The sequence below is a fragment of the Clostridioides sp. LIBA-6822 genome (assembly GCF_056688955.1).
The window spans coordinates 1425428-1444021 of sequence record NZ_CP196995.1 but is presented as its reverse complement, the minus strand read 5'-3'; the positions used below and the strand labels follow the sequence as shown (position 1 = coordinate 1444021).

The window sequence follows — 18594 nt, the reverse complement described above, 5'->3', positions numbered from 1 at the left end:
AGTAAATAAATTCAAAATAAATACAAATAAATACAAAACTATTAAAGAAAATCTACAATAAATATAAATATTTATTGTTATAAAATATTTTTTGTAAATAACAAATTGATAAATTTCATAATTAATTTTTAAAATAATAGGTAAAATCTTTAAAATAGCGAATTTTATCGTCTATGAACACAGAAGTTTAGCATAAAAAATTTAAGAACCTGCTAAAAAACAATCTATTTTATTAGCAGGTTTTATTTATAGTAGTTACATATGGCTACTATTATATTAAATTTTATATTTTACTGTGATATTCAATTTTTATCTTCTGATATAAGATTAAGACTTGATATATCTGTATAAATCGCATAAAAAACAGGATAACGATTTTGATATAACTCGTTCACAAACTTACCTTGCATTCTTACAGGAAAAATATGACCATCTGTATGGCAAAAACGGAAAACTACTTCAAAAGTTTCTCTTTTAGAAATTGCTTCTTCCAATGTATCGATTACTATTTGCAAATCATCTTGTAATACTGGTGAAAGAACATTAAAGTCTTTAGATGAAACAGATTGTGCAGAATATCCAGTGAATTCAAGCATCTTTTGATTAAAATAAAGTAATTTTAAATTTTCCATGCATGCAAATTTGACAACACCATCAGTAGCCATTTCTAATAATACCTTTACATCTCTAGGGTCTATGTGAAATGACATACTATCAATAGAATCATCTGAAAATACATGATAAGAATTTTTCCCATGACTTTTTGCATAATAAAGTGCTTGGTCTGCTTTTTCATATAACTCAGAATATACATAACCATGTTCAGGATACATTGCTACACCAATACTACATGTAATAGAAAAATCCATGTGCCCAGCAAATCTTTTTTGATTAATTTTAGAGCAAAAACGCTCTAATTTCTCTATAAGTACATAGTTATTAGTGCTAAAGTTTTTTATCAATACTACAAACTCATCTCCACCAATACGACCTACAATATCATCCTCACGAAATTGAGATTTCAATTCCAATGCAAACTCACTTATAACAAAATCTCCAAATGCATGGCCATACTTATCATTTACATTTTTAAAATCATCAATATCAAATATTAGAAAAACATGTTCTGAATCTTGATTATTTTTGTTTTCTAAAAATGAGCTAATAAATTCTTCTATTACACCCTTATTGTAAAGTCCAGTAAGAGAATCGCGTTGTGAACGTTCAAGGAGCAACAATTCTCTATTTTTCTCTTCGTCTATATTTTTACGATAAGATATCATACGAACAGATTCATCTGATGTCCAAAAGAAAATTCGTGCATTAATTCTAATCCAGTGATAATTTTTCTCATCGGTCTTAATTAAAAAATCATAGCTCATATTATTAATTCCGCTATTATAACACTTAATAACATTTTCTGGTAAGAATGTATCTAAGTAATCCTGTGCATACTCTTCTTTGATTTGTTCTTTAGCAATTGTATGTAGTGCTTCATCATATGGTGTATCAAGCCCTAAACCAAACTCATGAAAATATCTATTTGAATCTTCACAGCCAGCTCTATTATTAGTAACATCAATCTCAAAAATATTTTCATAAAGTTCGTCAGTAGATTGACTTAGCATCTTTTGATATTCTAATTTCTGTGAAACACTAAGCTTCATAATTTGACTTTTATACTTCTTAAGGACACGTGTAATTGTAAAAAGTACAAATATTATAATCAAAATTATAACTGCAATTCCTTTTAGAAATTGTGTTTGAAGTTGCTTACTCATTATAGTCAAATCATTTTCTAAAACAAGGTGCCATTTTAAACTGGGTATATATTGATATACAATGTAAGTTTTTGATTTTGCAGATGAATGCCAAAAACTCCTTTGCTCTTTTTTATTGTTTAATATTAAGTTTTTTGAATCAGATAAATCACTACTAGAATTTTCAAAGAAATTTATATGCTCATAACCAGTTTTGTCTGATGTTAATTGTACAACGCCTTTATCATCAATTAAACATGCTACAACATCAAATTTGTCATCATATTCTTTAAGCAAGCTTTGTAATGAATTAACCTTTAATCCAACGCCTATAATTCCCATAGTTGACCCATCATCATCTTTTATCTTACAGTTTACAAATACTGTAATACTATTATTACTTGCTTCATCATTATCAACATTTAATGAATATTCATCATTATTCTTTAAGAAATTATAATACCATTGATTTTCTGAATTCTTAACACTAAGATTTCTATCAAGCCCATTAAAATGATAATAATTATTCGTTTTGGTTGATACTAGAAAAACAGAATCATATGAGTATTTATTTCTGTATGCATTTAAGTAATCTTGTAACTTATAAATAAATTCCTCATCATTTATATGTTCTTTCTCTCCATCTAAAAAGTTTTTCAGTAAGCTATCATTTGCCATGGTAAGAGATACATTTATAGGTTCTGAAAGGAGTTTATCTATCTGATAATAAATACCTTCAGCGGCCAATGTAGATACATGCTCAATATCATTTTTAAAAATATTGGTATTAGATTGGTAGCCAATTACAGAAGTAGCTACAAAACCAAGAGTAATAATAATACAAACAATAGCATTTGTATGTAAAAGTGTATTTTTTTTCATAATATCTTCCCTCTTTAACCCTCATTTTGGCTTCATTGTATTTTCACCTTCTTTAAATATAATTATTTCAAGTAGTAAACTCTTTAAAACTTTAAATTTTTTATATTAATCTATTACTTTTTCTAAAACAACAGTAATATACAGATACATCATCTAAAAATATATGTTAAAACACTCAAATCATTCTACTAATATAAATGAATTATATGAGTTTTATTATCAATATATATTAATATAATAGATAAAGCACATCTAAAGCACATCATTAAAATTAAAATTCTAAAAAGATTTATATTTTTTCACAATAAATTATTTATCTTTCACAATAACACTGATTAAAAGTTTTTTGATATAACATTCCTGTAGTCAGTTCTGCCCAACTATAATTTGTCATATACTCTCCAGCATATGTATTAACTGCCATCATATCCCATCTCAACATATTGTAATAATCGCATTCAAATTCTGTAATATCTACTGCTATACTATTCCATTTTTTAATTATTATATGTTCAATCTTTGCATCTTTCATAGTTTTCATCATATTTGATATTACTGTTTGTGTTTGATTTTGTAACGAGCGGTTATATTCCTTATCTTCCCAAAGTACTGCTGCTATTTCAGCTATAGTTGCACTTGCTCCTTTTCTATCTACTAAATAAGCAAGTAATTCTTTTGATTTTGCTCTAGTAAATATTAAGGGTTTTTTATCTACAAATACCTCAAAATTGCCAAATGTATGAATAAAAACACTATTTTTTGATTTCAAAGTAATGGGTGTACGTAAATTTTCTATTTCTTTCTTTATTCTTTCTACTGTTACAGGCTTAAGAAGATAGCCACTAGCATGTATTGAAAAAGCATCTACTGCATATTCTGAGTAACCAGTTACAAATATAATATTTATATTTGGCAAAATATCTTTAGCTAGTAGTGCAAACTCTAACCCATTCATGCCATACATCTCAATATCAAGAAATGCAATATCTACATGATGTTCTTTTAAGTAATCTAATGCAGATTGAGGTTCATCAAAAAGAGTAATTCCTTCAATCCCAGAAATATTTTCCAACTTTTCATTCATATTCTTAAGAGCAATTGGCTCATCATCTACAACAATTATATTCATAAATTGACTCCTTTCCAATAGGTATGATTATTGTCACTATTGTCCCTTTTCCTATACAACTTTCTATAGTTAAACTTCCATTACACTGTGTCTTTAATCGCCTTTTTACATTTTTAATCCCAACATGACTTTTTCCATCATTCATTTTTTCGAGTGCTTTAAATCCTACCCCATCATCTTTTATAACAATATAAATATTTTCTTTATCTTTTGAAGTTGATACTACGATTGTTCCTCCTTCTTTCTTCTTTGTAATGCCATGTCGTATCGCATTTTCAACAATTGGTTGTATGGTGAGAACAGGAATAGAAAAATCTGTAGCAAGGAGTTCATACTTAATTTTTATACGCTCTCCAAAACGTAATAACTCTATACATAAATAATTTTTTAAATGAGATAATTCCTTATCAAATGGAATTAATTTTTTTTGTGTAAGAGAATCCATATTTCCACGGAGATAAGAAGAAAATTTCTCTATTGCTTCAAATGCCATATTAGAATCATGTTTACACAAATACTGAATAGTATTAAGTGCATTATACAAAAAATGTGGTTGTATTTGACTAAGCATTATAGAAATCCGATTTTCCATTAATTCATTCTCCAATTTCTTTTGAAGTTTCTCTTTTCTTTTTATAGAAAACATAATATGTCCAATTTGAAATACAATAGTAGTTAAAAAACCTACACAAAAAAAAGGTAAATCTTGAATATATATAGTATAATAATTTACTATTTCCATAATACCACCAATAACTACTGGTAAATATGCAAACAGTGCTATTTTGGCATCAATATCTCTATGTAATACAATTTCTATAACTAGACATCCTATACCAAGTAGTACAATTAAAATACAAATCATATTTTGCACTATAAGGAATTCATGTAAATCATATATTCGTAATACTTGGAGAATAACACAAAGTAATATGCTAGTCATTAGCCCATATGCACCTATATTTATAACTTTCAATCTCCATCCAGTTAAGTAAGTAGCTAGATAGAGAATGTAGAAAGTAGGAAGAAAAAATTGTGTCAGTAACTCCAAAATACTAACCAGAGTTGGAGATTGAATGATAAAGGTTAGCACATTAAAATCTGCTAGACACCAAATTCCTCCAGCTATAGCAAACCATGATAATAAAAAAATCTGACGTGTTAGGTCACTTTTCAAAAAAAATAAAATAATACTTGCAATTAAACCAAATAGTCCAAAAGATATTGTTAACATAGTGAACATAAGACCAAGCTTGTTTTCATGAAGCACGCTAACAATTAAGTCTCCTTTAGAACCAATCTGCATTTCCTGAACCTCCCATGACTAAAGTCACAGGGTTCCTGCTTCATAGAATTTTGCATACTAAAATATGTCTTACAAACTCTCCACAAGCTATCCCCATAGTTCCTACGGTTTTTACATAAGTTATCTATTTTAAACTCTTATTAGTTTTAATCCTTCTTTTAGTATATTTATACTTGCATTTATATCTCTATCGTGAGTTACATTACAACAAGGACAAATCCATTCTCTTATACTTAAATTCTTCATTTCCTCGTTTTTGTACCCACATTTATTGCATATTTGTGAACTTGCAAAGAATTTACCTACCTTTACAATTTGTCTACCATACCAATTAGCCTTATATTCTAATTGACGAATAAATTCTGACCATGACACATCAGAAATTAAGCGAGATAGTTTACGATTTTTAGTCATATTCTTTACTTTTAAATCTTCTATGCAAATAATATCATTCTCTCGTATTAATTTAGTAGATAGTTTTTGTAGAAAATCCTTCCTTTGATTAGCTATATGTTCTTGAAGTCTTGCAACTTTTAACCTTGCTTTATTTCTATTTAAACTACCAATTGTTTTTCTCGATAGTTCTCTTTGTAATTTTGCAAGTTTGTTTAATGACTTCTTAAGATACTTAGGATTTTCTATAAATTGTCCACAACTTGAGATACAAAATTCTTTAATTCCTAAATCTAAACCTATCTGATTATTAGTATTTTCAAATGCTTCAATGTCTATATCAGTACAACATAATGATACATAATATTTACCACTTGGTTCTTTGGATATAGTAGCATTAAGTATTCTCCCTTGAGGTACTTGTTTATCCCTTACTTTAACCATACCAAGTTTAGGTAATTTTATATATTGACCAAGGTGCATAATATTTCCATTTGTAAAGTTAGTTCTATATGAAAATCTATTAGTTTTCTTTGATTTAAATTTAGGAAATCCTGTATTTTCTTTAAAGAATTTTTTATATGCGTTTTCTAAATCTTTTAAGGTGTTTTGTAGTGAAAATTTGTCAGGTTCTTTAAGCCACTTTAATTCTTTTTTTAAGTTGGTCAAATCAGAACTACACTGTTTATAAGTAAAAGTTTCTTTATTGTTTTCATAAACTTCTATTTTTTTAGCAAGATACTTATTATATACAAATCTACAACATCCAAAAGTTTTGTTAATTAACTCTTGCTGTTTTTTATTTGGATACATTCTAAACTTATAAGCTTTTTCCACTACTATCACCTCACTTTAATTGTTTTTTATGATTATTAATATACATATCCGAGTAACTTCTATTTTTCATCACCCATTATAATATTAACAAACGTAATTATTTAAAACAATTATTTGGAAGGTTTTTATATTTATTTTTAAATAACATATTTAAGAACCGTAAGTCCTAACTTTTATCATTTTTGAGGTTGTCGTTCACATAAGTTCGCTACTACCTATGCAGTTCTCTTATGAACTTCTTACACTTTCATGCAAGCACAGACTATATCTTATCCTTCGGCATTATCCGTTAAGGTCTACCCACTTCCACTACCGATAGCTTGTAGTGTACTTCCCTCAAGAGGAATAGTCGTTGAAGTTTCTCCTATTCGGAGTTTACCTGCTGATTGCCCATTTTAAAGTACTTAGGGTTTAACCTTATACCATCTAACCAATTTTTTCTACTTTCGTAACTTTCACACTTAGGTTTATTTCATCCTTATGTTTTAGTTTGGTTAGCTTTAGGGGTTTCCAGCAATTCAAGTAGTATTGGATAGGTTCTCTCCTATCTCTACATATAAGTTTCCCTATACGCTGACTACTTTAGCTACTAACTCATGATTAAAGTCACAAGTGTGTGTAGCTATTTTTTAATCAAAAAAACATACTAATTGTAATGCTCTACCACTAGAGTACACTCGTTGTATGGTTATTTCTACTAAGTCATTGGTTGATATGCCACTTGATTTGAATCCTGTCCACAGATGCCCTGTAGACCTAGTCAGTGTATTACTTAAATTTATTCTATCAGTAGAAAATACTTCCTTATCGGATACACGAATATTAACGTTCAAGTGACTGATATGTAATAAAAGAGTTTGCCCTACTGGAATATCTCTACTAAAATGACCACGTAAATAAATAGACTCTTTTCTTATATTCTTAAGTGAGTCTACATCAATAAAAGGTTTAAATTCCATTGATTTAGGTATTTGATACTCTCCAATAAATGAAACAGGAGTAAGATTACTTTTAAAATTTGAATTATTATCTGCTCTTGAAGCACAAATAAGTAGTAATATCACTGACAAAGTTAATATTATTGGTAAATAAAATGTATTACACCTAAATGTTTTCTTTCCCACAATAGCTTCCTCCATAAAATACATACTAATTTTATTATATATTTAAATATATGATAAAATTATATAATTTAAAAACATTTATTTAAATATAATATATTATTTTATCCCTTCATTATATCAAACAAACTCAAATAATTATATAAACAATACATATATAAAAATTTATTTTATCAATGCTTTATAATCAATATTTTTTTTCATTATATTAATTCCATATAATGGTAAATTAGTTTTTTTCAATTAAAAAGCCACAAGATATATTATCATATCTTGTGGCAAATCTAAATTTTTAAAAATATTTTTATTATTATTTAGATATTATTTCTTTTACTTTGCATACTCTATAGCTCTTGTTTCTCTTATTATACTTACTTTTATTTGTCCAGGATACTCAAGTTCATCCTCTATTTTCTTAGTCATATCTCTAGCTAATAAGTGTATTTCTTCATCATTTATAGCCTCTGGTTTTACCATTATTCTGATTTCTCTACCAGCTTGTATAGCAAATGATTTTTCTACACCTTCATATGAATTAGCTATTTCCTCTAGCTTTTCAAGTCTCTTGATATAAGCTTCTAAAGTTTCTCTTCTAGCACCAGGTCTAGCAGCTGATATTGCATCTGCTGCTGTAACTAATACAGCTTCTACAGTCTGAGGCTCGTAATCTCCATGATGAGTACTCATTGCATGTATAACTTCTTTAGACTCTTTATAACGTCTAAGTAAATCCATACCTATTTCAACATGCGTACCTTCCATTTCATGGTCTACAGCCTTACCTATATCATGTAATAAGCCTGCTCTTTTTGCTAATCTAATATCTGCTCCTATTTCAGCAGCCATTATGCCAGCTATATGAGCAACTTCTATAGAGTGTTTAAGAACATTTTGTCCATAACTAGTTCTATAGTTAAGTCTACCTAATAATCTTATTAGTTCTGGATGAATTCCATGTACACTAGTTTCAAATGCAGCTTGTTCACCATATTCTTTTATAATATTGTCAACTTCTTTTCTTGCCTTTTCAACCATTTCTTCAATTCTAGCTGGATGTATTCTTCCATCTGCTATTAGTTTTTCTAGAGCAATCCTTGCAATCTCTCTTCTTATTGGATCAAAGCCTGATAAAATTACAGCTTCTGGAGTGTCATCTATTATAAGGTCTATACCTGTTAAAGTTTCTAAAGTCCTTATATTTCTACCTTCTCTACCAATTATTCTACCTTTCATTTCATCATTAGGTAAGTTTACTACTGTTACAGTAGTTTCAGCTACGTGATCTGCTGCACATTTTTGAATTGCATATCCTATAATTTCTCTTGATTTCTTATCAGCTTCTTCTTTAGCTTGACTTTCTATCTCTTTTATCATTATAGACATTTCACGTCTTACATCTCTCTCTGCATTTGTTAAAATTATTTCTTTAGCCTTATCAGAAGTAATTCCTGATATACTTTCTAATTTTTCCAATTGCTGAGATTTTATTACTTCAACTTCTTCTTCTTTCTTTTCAACTACCTTTAATTTTTCACTTAGGTTTAATTCTTTAGATTCTAAATTTTGTAATTTTCTATCTAAGACTTCTTCTTTTTGTACTACTCTTTTTTCATACTTTTGTACTTCTGTTCTTCTTTCTCTGTTTTCTCTTTCAGCTTCTGTTCTCCACTTATGGATCTCTTCTTTAGCTTCTAATAATTTTTCTTTTTGTACTGTTTCTGAGTCGTGGTGTGCTTTATCTATTATTTCTTTGGCCAAGTTTTCAGCTTGTCCAAGTTTTGCTTCAGATATATTCTTTCTAACAAAATATCCAGCTATAATACCAACAGCTGCACCTATTACAATAATTACTACACTATCTATGACATCCACCTCCTTCGTTAATAATCCCAAAATGTCATCACTATGATTAAAAAATATTCCTAATAATTAAAATTAAATTTAGATATTTTATCCTCACTTAATTTTATAATTTTTTCAACATTGTGTCAAGCTAATAGGGAGCGTGGCATGTCTTTAATTACTAGTTATTTTTTTGTATTTTTACTTCTTCTTCTACAATTTCTTTTGATACTGAGTTACTTGATTCTTCACTTTCTCCAGTTAAGTTGTAAAATGTTCTAACTTTCTCGTCTATTTCATTAGTTAAATCTAAATTATCTTCCAAGAATTTTTTAACATTTTCTCTTCCTTGTCCAAGTTTAGTATCATTGTAACTATACCATGAACCTGATTTTTTAACTATATCTACATCAGCAGCTATATCCAGAAGGTCTCCAATTTTTGAAATACCCTCTCCATACATTATATCAAATTCAGCTTGTTTAAATGGTGGTGCTACTTTGTTTTTAACAACTTTGACTCTCGTTCTACTTCCTATGACTTTGTCACCTTGTTTTATTGTATCTATTTTTCTAACATCCAGTCTAACTGATGAGTAAAACTTTAGTGCACGTCCTCCAGTAGTAGTTTCTGGATTTCCAAACATTATCCCTACTTTCTCTCTTAACTGGTTTATAAATATAGCAACACAATTTGATTTTTTGATTGAACCAGTTAACTTTCTAAGTGCTTGAGACATAAGTCTAGCTTGTAAACCTACATGAGAATCACCCATATCTCCATCTATTTCAGCTTTTGGAACTAATGCTGCTACTGAGTCTATTACTATTATATCTATCGCTCCACTTCTTATTAATGCCTCTGCTATTTCTAAAGCTTGTTCACCTGTATCTGGTTGAGATATTATTAGGTTATCAACATCCACACCCAATGCTTTTGCATATACTGGGTCAAGTGCATGTTCTGCATCTATAAATGCGGCTATTCCGCCCTCTTTTTGAGCTGATGCTACACAACTAAGTGCGACAGTAGTTTTACCAGAAGATTCTGGTCCATATACTTCAACTATTCTCCCTCTAGGTAGACCTCCTATACCAATAGCTATATCTAAACCAATTGCTCCTGTTGATATAACATCTATAGACATAGACGTTGCTTCTCCCAATTTCATTACTGAACCTTTACCAAAATCTTTTTCAATTTTACCTAAAGCTTCATTCAACGCTTTTAATTTTTCTTGATCTACACTCATCTCTATACCATCCCTTCATTTATCTACAAACATTTGTTCTCTTGTTATATATTAATTATATAACATAAATCAAACCTAGTCAATTTAAAAACGCTACTAATGATTATATTTTTATTCATTACATTTTATTTATAAACCATTATTAATAATTATATACACAAAAGAAAATATTCTTAAAATGAAAAGAGGTATACTATAATAGTATACCCTTTTTTACATTTTTAAAATTTTAAGTTTTTATTTTTTATTAATTAAATAATTAATTTTTATTTAGAGGACATAAAAAGCTCTTTATTTTTATATAGGTATTCCCATCCAGAATATAAGGTAAGTAGAGTTGCTATAAGTATGAGAATTCCACCTATATTTAATATTAATCCACTCTCAAACTGAGCCCCTAATAATAAAAATACTATTGACACCATCTGAGTTATCGTTTTAAGTTTTCCACTGTTGCCAGCTGCTATTACTTTTCCATCAGCTGCTGCTATAGCCCTTAATATGCTGACCGTAAGCTCCCTAGCTACTATTATAATTACCATCCAACTACTTACAAGATGGTCTTCTATCATACATGTAAGTGCTGAAATAACTAATAGCTTATCTGCTAATGGGTCCATAAACTTTCCAAAGTCAGTAACTAAGTTGTATTTTCTAGCTATTTTTCCATCTAACGCATCAGTAATTGAAGCTATTATAAAAATAATACAAGCTATTAAAAACTTATTTGGTACATTGAGTAACATAATTAAAACAAATATTGGTATTAAAAAGATTCTAAACAAAGTTAATTTGTTAGGCAAGTTCATATAAAACATCTCCCATTAAATCGTATTCCATTGCATCATTTATTTGAACACTTACGAATTCTCCTATTTCAAGATTATCTACACTTTTTACATACACTATGCTGTCAATTTCTTCCGCATCACCCTGTGTTCTTCCTGTATATACATTATCTTCTATCTGTTCTTCTATCAATACATCATATGTCTTTCCTATTTTTTGCTCATTGAGTTCTTCAGATATTTTTTGTTGAATCATCATTAAAGTATCTCTTCTTTGTATCTTTACTTCTTCATCTATATGATTAGGTAATCTATCTGCTGGTGTATCTTCTTCCCTTGAATATGCAAATGCGCCAAGTCTATCAAACTTAACTTCTTTTACGAAGTCCACAAGTTGTTTAAAGTCGTCTTCTGTTTCACCAGGAAATCCTACTATTATCGTTGTTCTAAGTATTGCATCTGGTATATTGCTTCTTATAAGATTAATTTTATTTAATATATCTTCTTTACTAGTTTTTCTATTCATTAATTTTAAAATATTATTACTTGCATGTTGAATTGGCATGTCAAAGTAACTACATATATTATCATGCTTTTTTATAACTTGTACTAATTCTTCTGTTATAGATTCTGGATATGAATACATAACTCTTATCCACTTAAATCCATCTATTTTTGCAAGTTCTTCTAAAAGTTCTGGCAATTTTTCTTTTCCATATAAATCAAAACCATATTTTGTTGTATCTTGCGCTATAACTACAAGTTCTTTTACTCCAGATTCAGCTAGTTTATTAGCTTCTTTAATTATATCTTCAAATTTTCTACTTCTATATTTACCTCTTAATTTTGGTATTATACAATAAGTACAATTATTAGAACATCCTTCTCCAATTTTTAAATATGCCATATAACTAGGTGTAGATAGGTATCTTGGTAAATCTTCATTAAACACAAACTCTATATCATCAAGACTTACAATTTGATGTTTTTCACTTAATTCTTTAAGTATCTCATCTATGTTCTGATAGCTTCCTGTACCTACTATAGCATCTATTTCTGGAATTTCAGCTTTTAATTCTTCAGAATATCTTTGTGCCAAACACCCTGTTACTATCAGTAACTTTAAGTTTCCAGTTTGTTTTAATTCAGCAAATTCTATTATTGTATCTATTGATTCTTGTTTAGCTGATTCTATAAACCCACATGTGTTTACTATGATTACATCAGCTTCTTCAAAATCTCCAATTAATTTATAGCCTTTTTTATTTAAAATTCCCATCATTATTTCTGCATCCACTAAATTTTTTGAGCATCCTAATGATTCTAATGCTATTTTTAACATTCCTTATCTCCTTCCAATATACTCTCATATAAGTCTATAACATCTTCTAAAGCTTTTTGTGTATCATTAAAACTTATAACTTTATTGTACTTATATTTCTCTACTGAATGCATATAAAGTGGGTCGTAGTATTCTAAAAGGTATCTTTTTACAAGCTCTTTATATTTACCTGCTTCTAATAATTCAATATAATCATCTACTACTTTATGACCCAATCTTTTTCTAAATTTATTTATACATTCTTTTAAGACCTCTATATTATCCTTATCATAAATATAGTCTCTACAAAGTCTATTAACTCTATTTTCAATATTACATTCTAATAGTATATGATGCCCTTCTCGTATCATTGCATCAAAAATCTCATTTGGAACTGTGACACTTCCAACTCGTTTACTTTCACTTTCAACAAATATATAATTCTTCTTTGAGAAAAATATACTTTCAAACAACTTAGTTTCAAAATTCTTTTGAGATGGTGGCTTTTTATCAAATGTTATAAAACCAAAAGTAGAACCACTATTTTTAGCTATACCTTCCAAATCTAGTACATCTATTCCTTTTTCCTCTAATAGATGTAATAAATCAGTCTTTCCTACCCCAGTCAATCCATGAACAGATACAAAGTTTTTTGTATCCATTACATTCCTTAAATATTCTAAAACAAAGTTTCTATATGCCTTATATCCACCTTCAAGTTGATATACATTTACACCTAATGAGGATAATACATTTACTATACTTCCACTTCTCATACCACCTCTTGCACAATATATAACGATATTATCATAATTTGTTGCAAGATTTGCTGCTTGTAGATATATATCTTTTAACTTATACGAGACATAGTCAAAACCCTTTTGTATTGCTTCATGTTTTCCTTGCATTTTGTAGATTGTTCCAACTTCATTATGCTCATTATTTTTAAAAATAGGCATATTAATTGCATTTAATATATGGTCTTCTTCATATTCACCTTCTGTTCTTACATCTACAAATATTACTTTATCTAGCTTAAGTGCTTCTTCTATTTTTATAACTGACAATTCTATTCACCTTCTAAATTCTGCAAATCTTGTTTGCTTATTAATACCTTTCTTGGTTTACTTCCCTCGCTTGCTCCAATTATTCCTCTTTCTTCCATAGAATCTATAAGTCTAGCTGCTCTATTAAATCCTATTTTAAACCTTCTTTGTAACATAGAAGCAGATGCTTGACCACTCTCCACGACAAATTCTATGGCTTCACTCAAGAATTCATCCTCATCGCTACTCTTTGAAGTATTAACCTTAGATATAGTTTCAATTATATCTTCTTCGTATTTTATTCCATCTTTAACCTGACTTTTTACGAAATCAATTACTTTTTCTGACTCACTCTCTGATATGAATGCACCTTGAAGTCTAACTGGCTTTGCTGCTCCAAGTGGGTAAAACAACATATCTCCTTTACCTAGAAGTTTCTCTGCACCACCCATATCAAGTATTGTTCTTGAATCAGTTTGAGATGATACTGCAAATGCTATTCTAGATGGTATATTAGCTTTTATAACTCCTGTTATAACGTCAACAGATGGTCTTTGAGTTGCTACAATCAAGTGCATTCCAGCAGCTCTTGCCATTTGAGCTAGTCTACAAATATAGTCTTCTACATCATTTGCACTTGCCATCATTAAGTCTGCCAACTCGTCTATTATTATTACTATTTTAGGTAATTTTTCTTCTGATTTTTCATTATAGCTTGTTACATCCTTTACTTGAGCATCTGCAAATAGTTTATATCTTCTATTCATCTCAGTAACTGCCCAGTTTAAAGCATTGGCTGCCTTTTTAGGGTCAGTAACTACTGGTATTAGTAGATGTGGAATTCCATTATAATTTGCAAGTTCAACCACTTTTGGGTCTATTAATAGTAATTTTACTTCATCAGGATTTGCTTTATATAATATACTACTTATTAATGTGTTTACGCATACACTCTTCCCTGAACCTGTAGAACCAGCTATTAGTAAGTGTGGCATCTTACCTATATCTCCAATTATAATTTTACCTGCTACATCTTTTCCAAGTCCCATTGCAAGAGGAGAATTAAAACTATTGAATTCTTCACTTTCTAGAACTTCTCTTACTCCAACCATTTGAGCCTCTTCATTTGGAACTTCTATTCCAATTGCACTTTTCCCAGGAATCGGTGCTTCAATTCTTATGCTTTTAGCTGCTAGGCTTAAAGCTATATCATCAGTTAAATTTACAATTTTACTTACTTTAACACCAGGGCTTGGCTGTATCTCATATCTCGTTATAGTAGGTCCAACTGTAACTTGATTAATTTTCGCTTCTACTCCAAAATCCGATAGTGTCTTTTCTAAAAGAGAAGCATTTTTTAATACTTTCTTTTTACCATTTTCATCAGATTTCTTGTTTACTTTATTTAAAAGCTCAATACTAGGCTTTTTGTAGTTTGAATAATCCTCATTAACTGCCTCTGCTATAATGCTCATAGGTTGAGTTTTTTCTATATTCAAGTTAGGTTTGTTTATATCAACTTTTTTTTCTGGTTTAGTATCTACAACTGGACTTTCATTTGTAGCTTTTTGTAATTCTTTTAAAACATCTAACTCTGGCATACTTTGAGTACCTTCTAATATTTCTAAATACTCGTCTTCTGCTTTATTAAATCCAACTATTTTGATAGTCTTATCATCTACACCATCAGTATTCTCTTCTTCAAAATATTCTTCTTCTTCATCCTCATTATTACTACCTTTTGACATTAACCCTTTAAAGAATCCTGGCTTCTTATTTATAGTAGTATCATCTACTTCGTCAGTCATCATATCTATTGCAGATTTCTTCATATTTGCAATTTTATCTTTAAATGTTAAATTGCTATCTTTTGATGCTTTAGATTTTGATTTTGCATTGGATACCAAGTCTTTTATAGAAATATTAAATATAAACATGATAGAAAGTATAAGGGCAAATATGCTTATTAACCATCCACCTGCTATACCAAATATTTTACTCATATAATAAGCAATCGTAGTTGCTATCAAGCCACTACCTTGTCCACTTACACCCATTTTCATAATATCATCAAACATGTTACCTTTTAGTGGGCTATCCACAGGAAGAGTTCCTGCATTTAATAATCCATAAAATACAAATATAAATAAAATAATTATGTAGTATAATTTAGTCTTTCTTAGCCTATATATATATTCATTTCCATCAAAAAATCCTAAAAGTCCTGTTATGATTACTATAAATGGTATTGCTATAGAAAGCCCTCCAAATAGTCCTTTAAAAAGATTCTGCATTAACACAGGTATCCATCCCATAGAGTTAGAATTTAAACTATATAATAAAAATACACCTACAAATATTGTTATTAAATTATGATATTCTGCGTTAAAACTTAAGGTATTTACCTTCTTTTTTTTCTTCTTTTTCGTGGCCATTAATATCACTCCTTATTTTTAGCAAGTTTTACCCCTTCACAGCAAAAAGTGCTAATGCCTTAACACTAACACTCCTACTTTATTACATCATTATATCATAAATTTTATTATTTAAACAAACTTTAATCATTATTTTTTTCTTCATCAGATTCTTTTATAAGCTCTTTTAATTTTTTAAGAGCTTCCTTCAATCCTCCAACTTCATCTATAAGCCCATAATCTACTGCTTCTTTTCCTATTAATACACTACCGACATCACTTATAAGCTCATCTTTTTCATGCATAAGTTTCTCAAGTACATCTTTTTTAATATTTGAGGTTCTTATTATAAATTGAATTATTCTATCTTGCATCTTTTTAAAATACTCAAAAGTTTCATTTATACCAATCACAAGACCAGTAGTTCTCACAGGATGTATAATCATGGTTGCTGTTGGTGCTATAAATGAGTAATCTCCTGCTGTAGCAAGAGGAACACCTATACTATGGCTTCCACCTAAAACAAGAGTAACTACTTTTTTAGATGTACTGTTTAAAAGTTCTGCAATAGCTAGACCTGCCTCAATATCTCCTCCAACAGTGTTTAAAACTACTAGTACTCCTTTAATATCATTACTTTCCTCAATTGAGTATAACATTGGAATTATATGTTCATATTTTGTAGCTTTTTTTTGAGGATTTCCTATAAAATGTCCTTCAATTTCTCCAATTATGGTTATACACTGAGTATCCTTAGAGGGTTGAAGTGGCATTTCATTAGTCCCAAATTGCTTTATACATTCTCTTTCTTCACAACTAGATTCTCTTCTACAACTATCTTTATCAAATGTTTCATTATCTTCTCTATAATCTTTCATAAAAAAACTCCTATCAAAATCATATTTAACTTAGTTTTACCAAATAAATCAAATATATTAAGATATACATAAAATTATTAAAATTTGAATAAAAATAATTGTATTATAGTATTTATTTTACATAAAATTGTTGATGTATTGCATGTACTGCTGTGTGCATATCTTCTTCACTAACTAAACAAGATATAGTCATATTTGAGTCTGATGTTTGTAAAAGAGATACTCCTGCCTTTGATAAGCCTCTAACTACCTTTGACATGATACCAGACATTTCATCTGCGATTCTTGAACATATCAATGTAACTTTAGCACAATCTCTATTTACTTCATAATCTAATTCAAATTTATCTAGTATCTCTTTTAATGCTTTTATATCAGCATCTTCAATAACAAATGCTTTTTCTGATATAAAGAAGTTTATCATATCTATATTTATAAGTTTATTTTCTATCTCATTTAATACTTCTGTAAACACTTCTTCTGCTGATTTAATCTTAACTTGCGCTACACTATCTTTATTTGCAACAGCAACGTTAAAGTCTTTTTCTTGTTCATATTCTATATTTTCTTCTAAGTGTCTACATAAAGAACCTATTTTTGTCCCTTCAAAACTTGGGTTCATTGTATTTTTTATAGCTAAAGTTATATTTCCACTTTTAGCTAATTGTACTGCTCTTGGGTGTATTACCTTTGCACCTTTGTCAGCCATTTGGAATACTTCTTCATAATCTATAAAACTTAATACTTTAGCATTTGGTTCTACTCTAGGGTCTGCTGTCATTATACCATCTACATCAGTATAAATTTCAACTGTTTCACATTCCAAAGCTTTACCAATAGCAACTGCTGACGTATCACTTCCTCCTCTTCCAAGAGTAGTTATTTCTCCATCATCTGTTACACCTTGGAATCCAGCTATAACTACAACTTTCCCATTATCTAAAGCTCTTTTTACTTTCTTAGGATTTATATATTTTATTTTTGCATTAGAATATTCATCACTTGTAATTATACCTGCTTGTTGACCAGTAAAGAAAACAGATTCTATACCTTGTGCATTCAATAAATTAGCAAGAATTGTTCCTGATATTATTTCACCACAAGACATTATTAAATCAAGTTCCCTTTTATTTGGTTCATCGTTTACTGCACTACACAAGTTTATAAGTGTGTCTGTTGCATATGGAGCTCCTTTTCTACCCATTGCTGAAACTACTAGTACTAATTGTAATTCTTCATCATTCTCTTTGTATGCTTTTACTATTTTACATACTTCATTCATTTTTTCATATGATTCTACTGATGTCCCACCAAACTTTTGCACTAAAATACTCATTTTTTCCTCCTAAATATATCCCTCATATTCTATAATTATCATGTCATTACCTATTTTTTTTACATTTCTCCATGGTACTTCTAAAAATGACTTATCTTTTCTTCTGGCAAAAAAACCTTTTTCTTTTGGAATTAAAAGCGCTAATATACCGCCTGTAGTTTCATCTAGTATAAGGTCACATTCTCCAATGACCCCCAATCTTTCTCCTGTGACCAAGTTAACTATTTCCTTACCTGCTATTTCAGATAAATTCATATTTTATTACCTCCAGAGATTTACTTTTTAAGAT

General features: G+C 29.1%; 14 protein-coding genes. All 14 read right to left on the bottom strand.

Annotation, left to right across the window (positions count from 1 at the left end; genetic code table 11):
• Positions 1-302: 302 nt before the first annotated feature.
• The gene (locus ACTG48_RS06955) at positions 303-2642 is read right to left on the bottom strand and encodes a sensor domain-containing diguanylate cyclase (RefSeq protein ID WP_021384073.1); all 2340 of its coding nucleotides are present in this window, start codon (positions 2640-2642) and stop codon (positions 303-305) included.
• A 313-nt stretch (positions 2643-2955) separates the two neighbouring features.
• On the bottom strand, positions 2956-3771 hold the full coding sequence (locus ACTG48_RS06950; RefSeq protein WP_021384108.1) for a response regulator: 816 nt from the start codon (positions 3769-3771) through the stop codon (positions 2956-2958).
• Entirely contained in the window at positions 3749-5077 is a 1329-nt protein-coding gene (locus tag ACTG48_RS06945) for a sensor histidine kinase (RefSeq protein WP_479918422.1), read from the bottom strand. Before ACTG48_RS06945 ends, ACTG48_RS06950 begins: the two co-directional genes overlap by 23 nt.
• Before the next feature lie 129 nt (positions 5078-5206).
• The gene (gene tnpB / locus ACTG48_RS06940; RefSeq protein WP_479918421.1) at positions 5207-6316 is read right to left on the bottom strand and encodes an IS200/IS605 family element RNA-guided endonuclease TnpB; all 1110 of its coding nucleotides are present in this window, start codon (positions 6314-6316) and stop codon (positions 5207-5209) included.
• A 620-nt stretch (positions 6317-6936) separates the two neighbouring features.
• A complete protein-coding gene (locus ACTG48_RS06935; protein WP_479918420.1) occupies positions 6937-7431 on the bottom strand; it encodes a hypothetical protein in 495 nt (164 codons plus the stop codon).
• A gap of 327 nt (positions 7432-7758) precedes the next feature.
• Positions 7759-9300, bottom strand: a complete 1542-nt coding sequence (gene rny / locus ACTG48_RS06930) for a ribonuclease Y (RefSeq protein WP_021384070.1) — start codon at positions 9298-9300, stop codon at positions 7759-7761.
• Positions 9301-9451: 151 nt separating this feature from the next.
• Positions 9452-10522: a recombinase RecA gene (gene recA, locus ACTG48_RS06925; RefSeq protein ID WP_021384069.1), complete on the bottom strand. Its 1071-nt coding sequence runs from the start codon at positions 10520-10522 to the stop codon at positions 9452-9454.
• A gap of 266 nt (positions 10523-10788) precedes the next feature.
• Positions 10789-11331 (bottom strand): CDP-diacylglycerol--glycerol-3-phosphate 3-phosphatidyltransferase, encoded by a 543-nt coding sequence (gene pgsA / locus ACTG48_RS06920; RefSeq protein ID WP_479918419.1) that lies wholly within the window; start codon positions 11329-11331, stop codon positions 10789-10791.
• The gene (gene rimO, locus ACTG48_RS06915) at positions 11318-12652 is read right to left on the bottom strand and encodes a 30S ribosomal protein S12 methylthiotransferase RimO (RefSeq protein WP_021384015.1); all 1335 of its coding nucleotides are present in this window, start codon (positions 12650-12652) and stop codon (positions 11318-11320) included. The genes pgsA and rimO overlap by 14 nt, the downstream gene beginning before the upstream one ends.
• The gene (gene mnmH / locus ACTG48_RS06910) at positions 12646-13698 is read right to left on the bottom strand and encodes a tRNA 2-selenouridine(34) synthase MnmH (protein ID WP_479918418.1); all 1053 of its coding nucleotides are present in this window, start codon (positions 13696-13698) and stop codon (positions 12646-12648) included. The genes rimO and mnmH overlap by 7 nt, the downstream gene beginning before the upstream one ends.
• Before the next feature lie 2 nt (positions 13699-13700).
• Complete coding sequence (locus tag ACTG48_RS06905; protein WP_479918417.1) at positions 13701-16112, bottom strand: FtsK/SpoIIIE family DNA translocase; 2412 nt, start codon at positions 16110-16112, stop codon at positions 13701-13703.
• A gap of 122 nt (positions 16113-16234) precedes the next feature.
• Complete coding sequence (locus ACTG48_RS06900; RefSeq protein WP_021384022.1) at positions 16235-16969, bottom strand: ClpP family protease; 735 nt, start codon at positions 16967-16969, stop codon at positions 16235-16237.
• Between the two features lie 112 nt (positions 16970-17081).
• Positions 17082-18305, bottom strand: a complete 1224-nt coding sequence (gene dapG, locus ACTG48_RS06895; protein WP_479918416.1) for an aspartate kinase — start codon at positions 18303-18305, stop codon at positions 17082-17084.
• 9 nt (positions 18306-18314) lie between these two features.
• Complete coding sequence (locus ACTG48_RS06890) at positions 18315-18560, bottom strand: YlmC/YmxH family sporulation protein (protein WP_003419503.1); 246 nt, start codon at positions 18558-18560, stop codon at positions 18315-18317.
• Between the last annotated feature and the right edge of the window lie 34 nt (positions 18561-18594).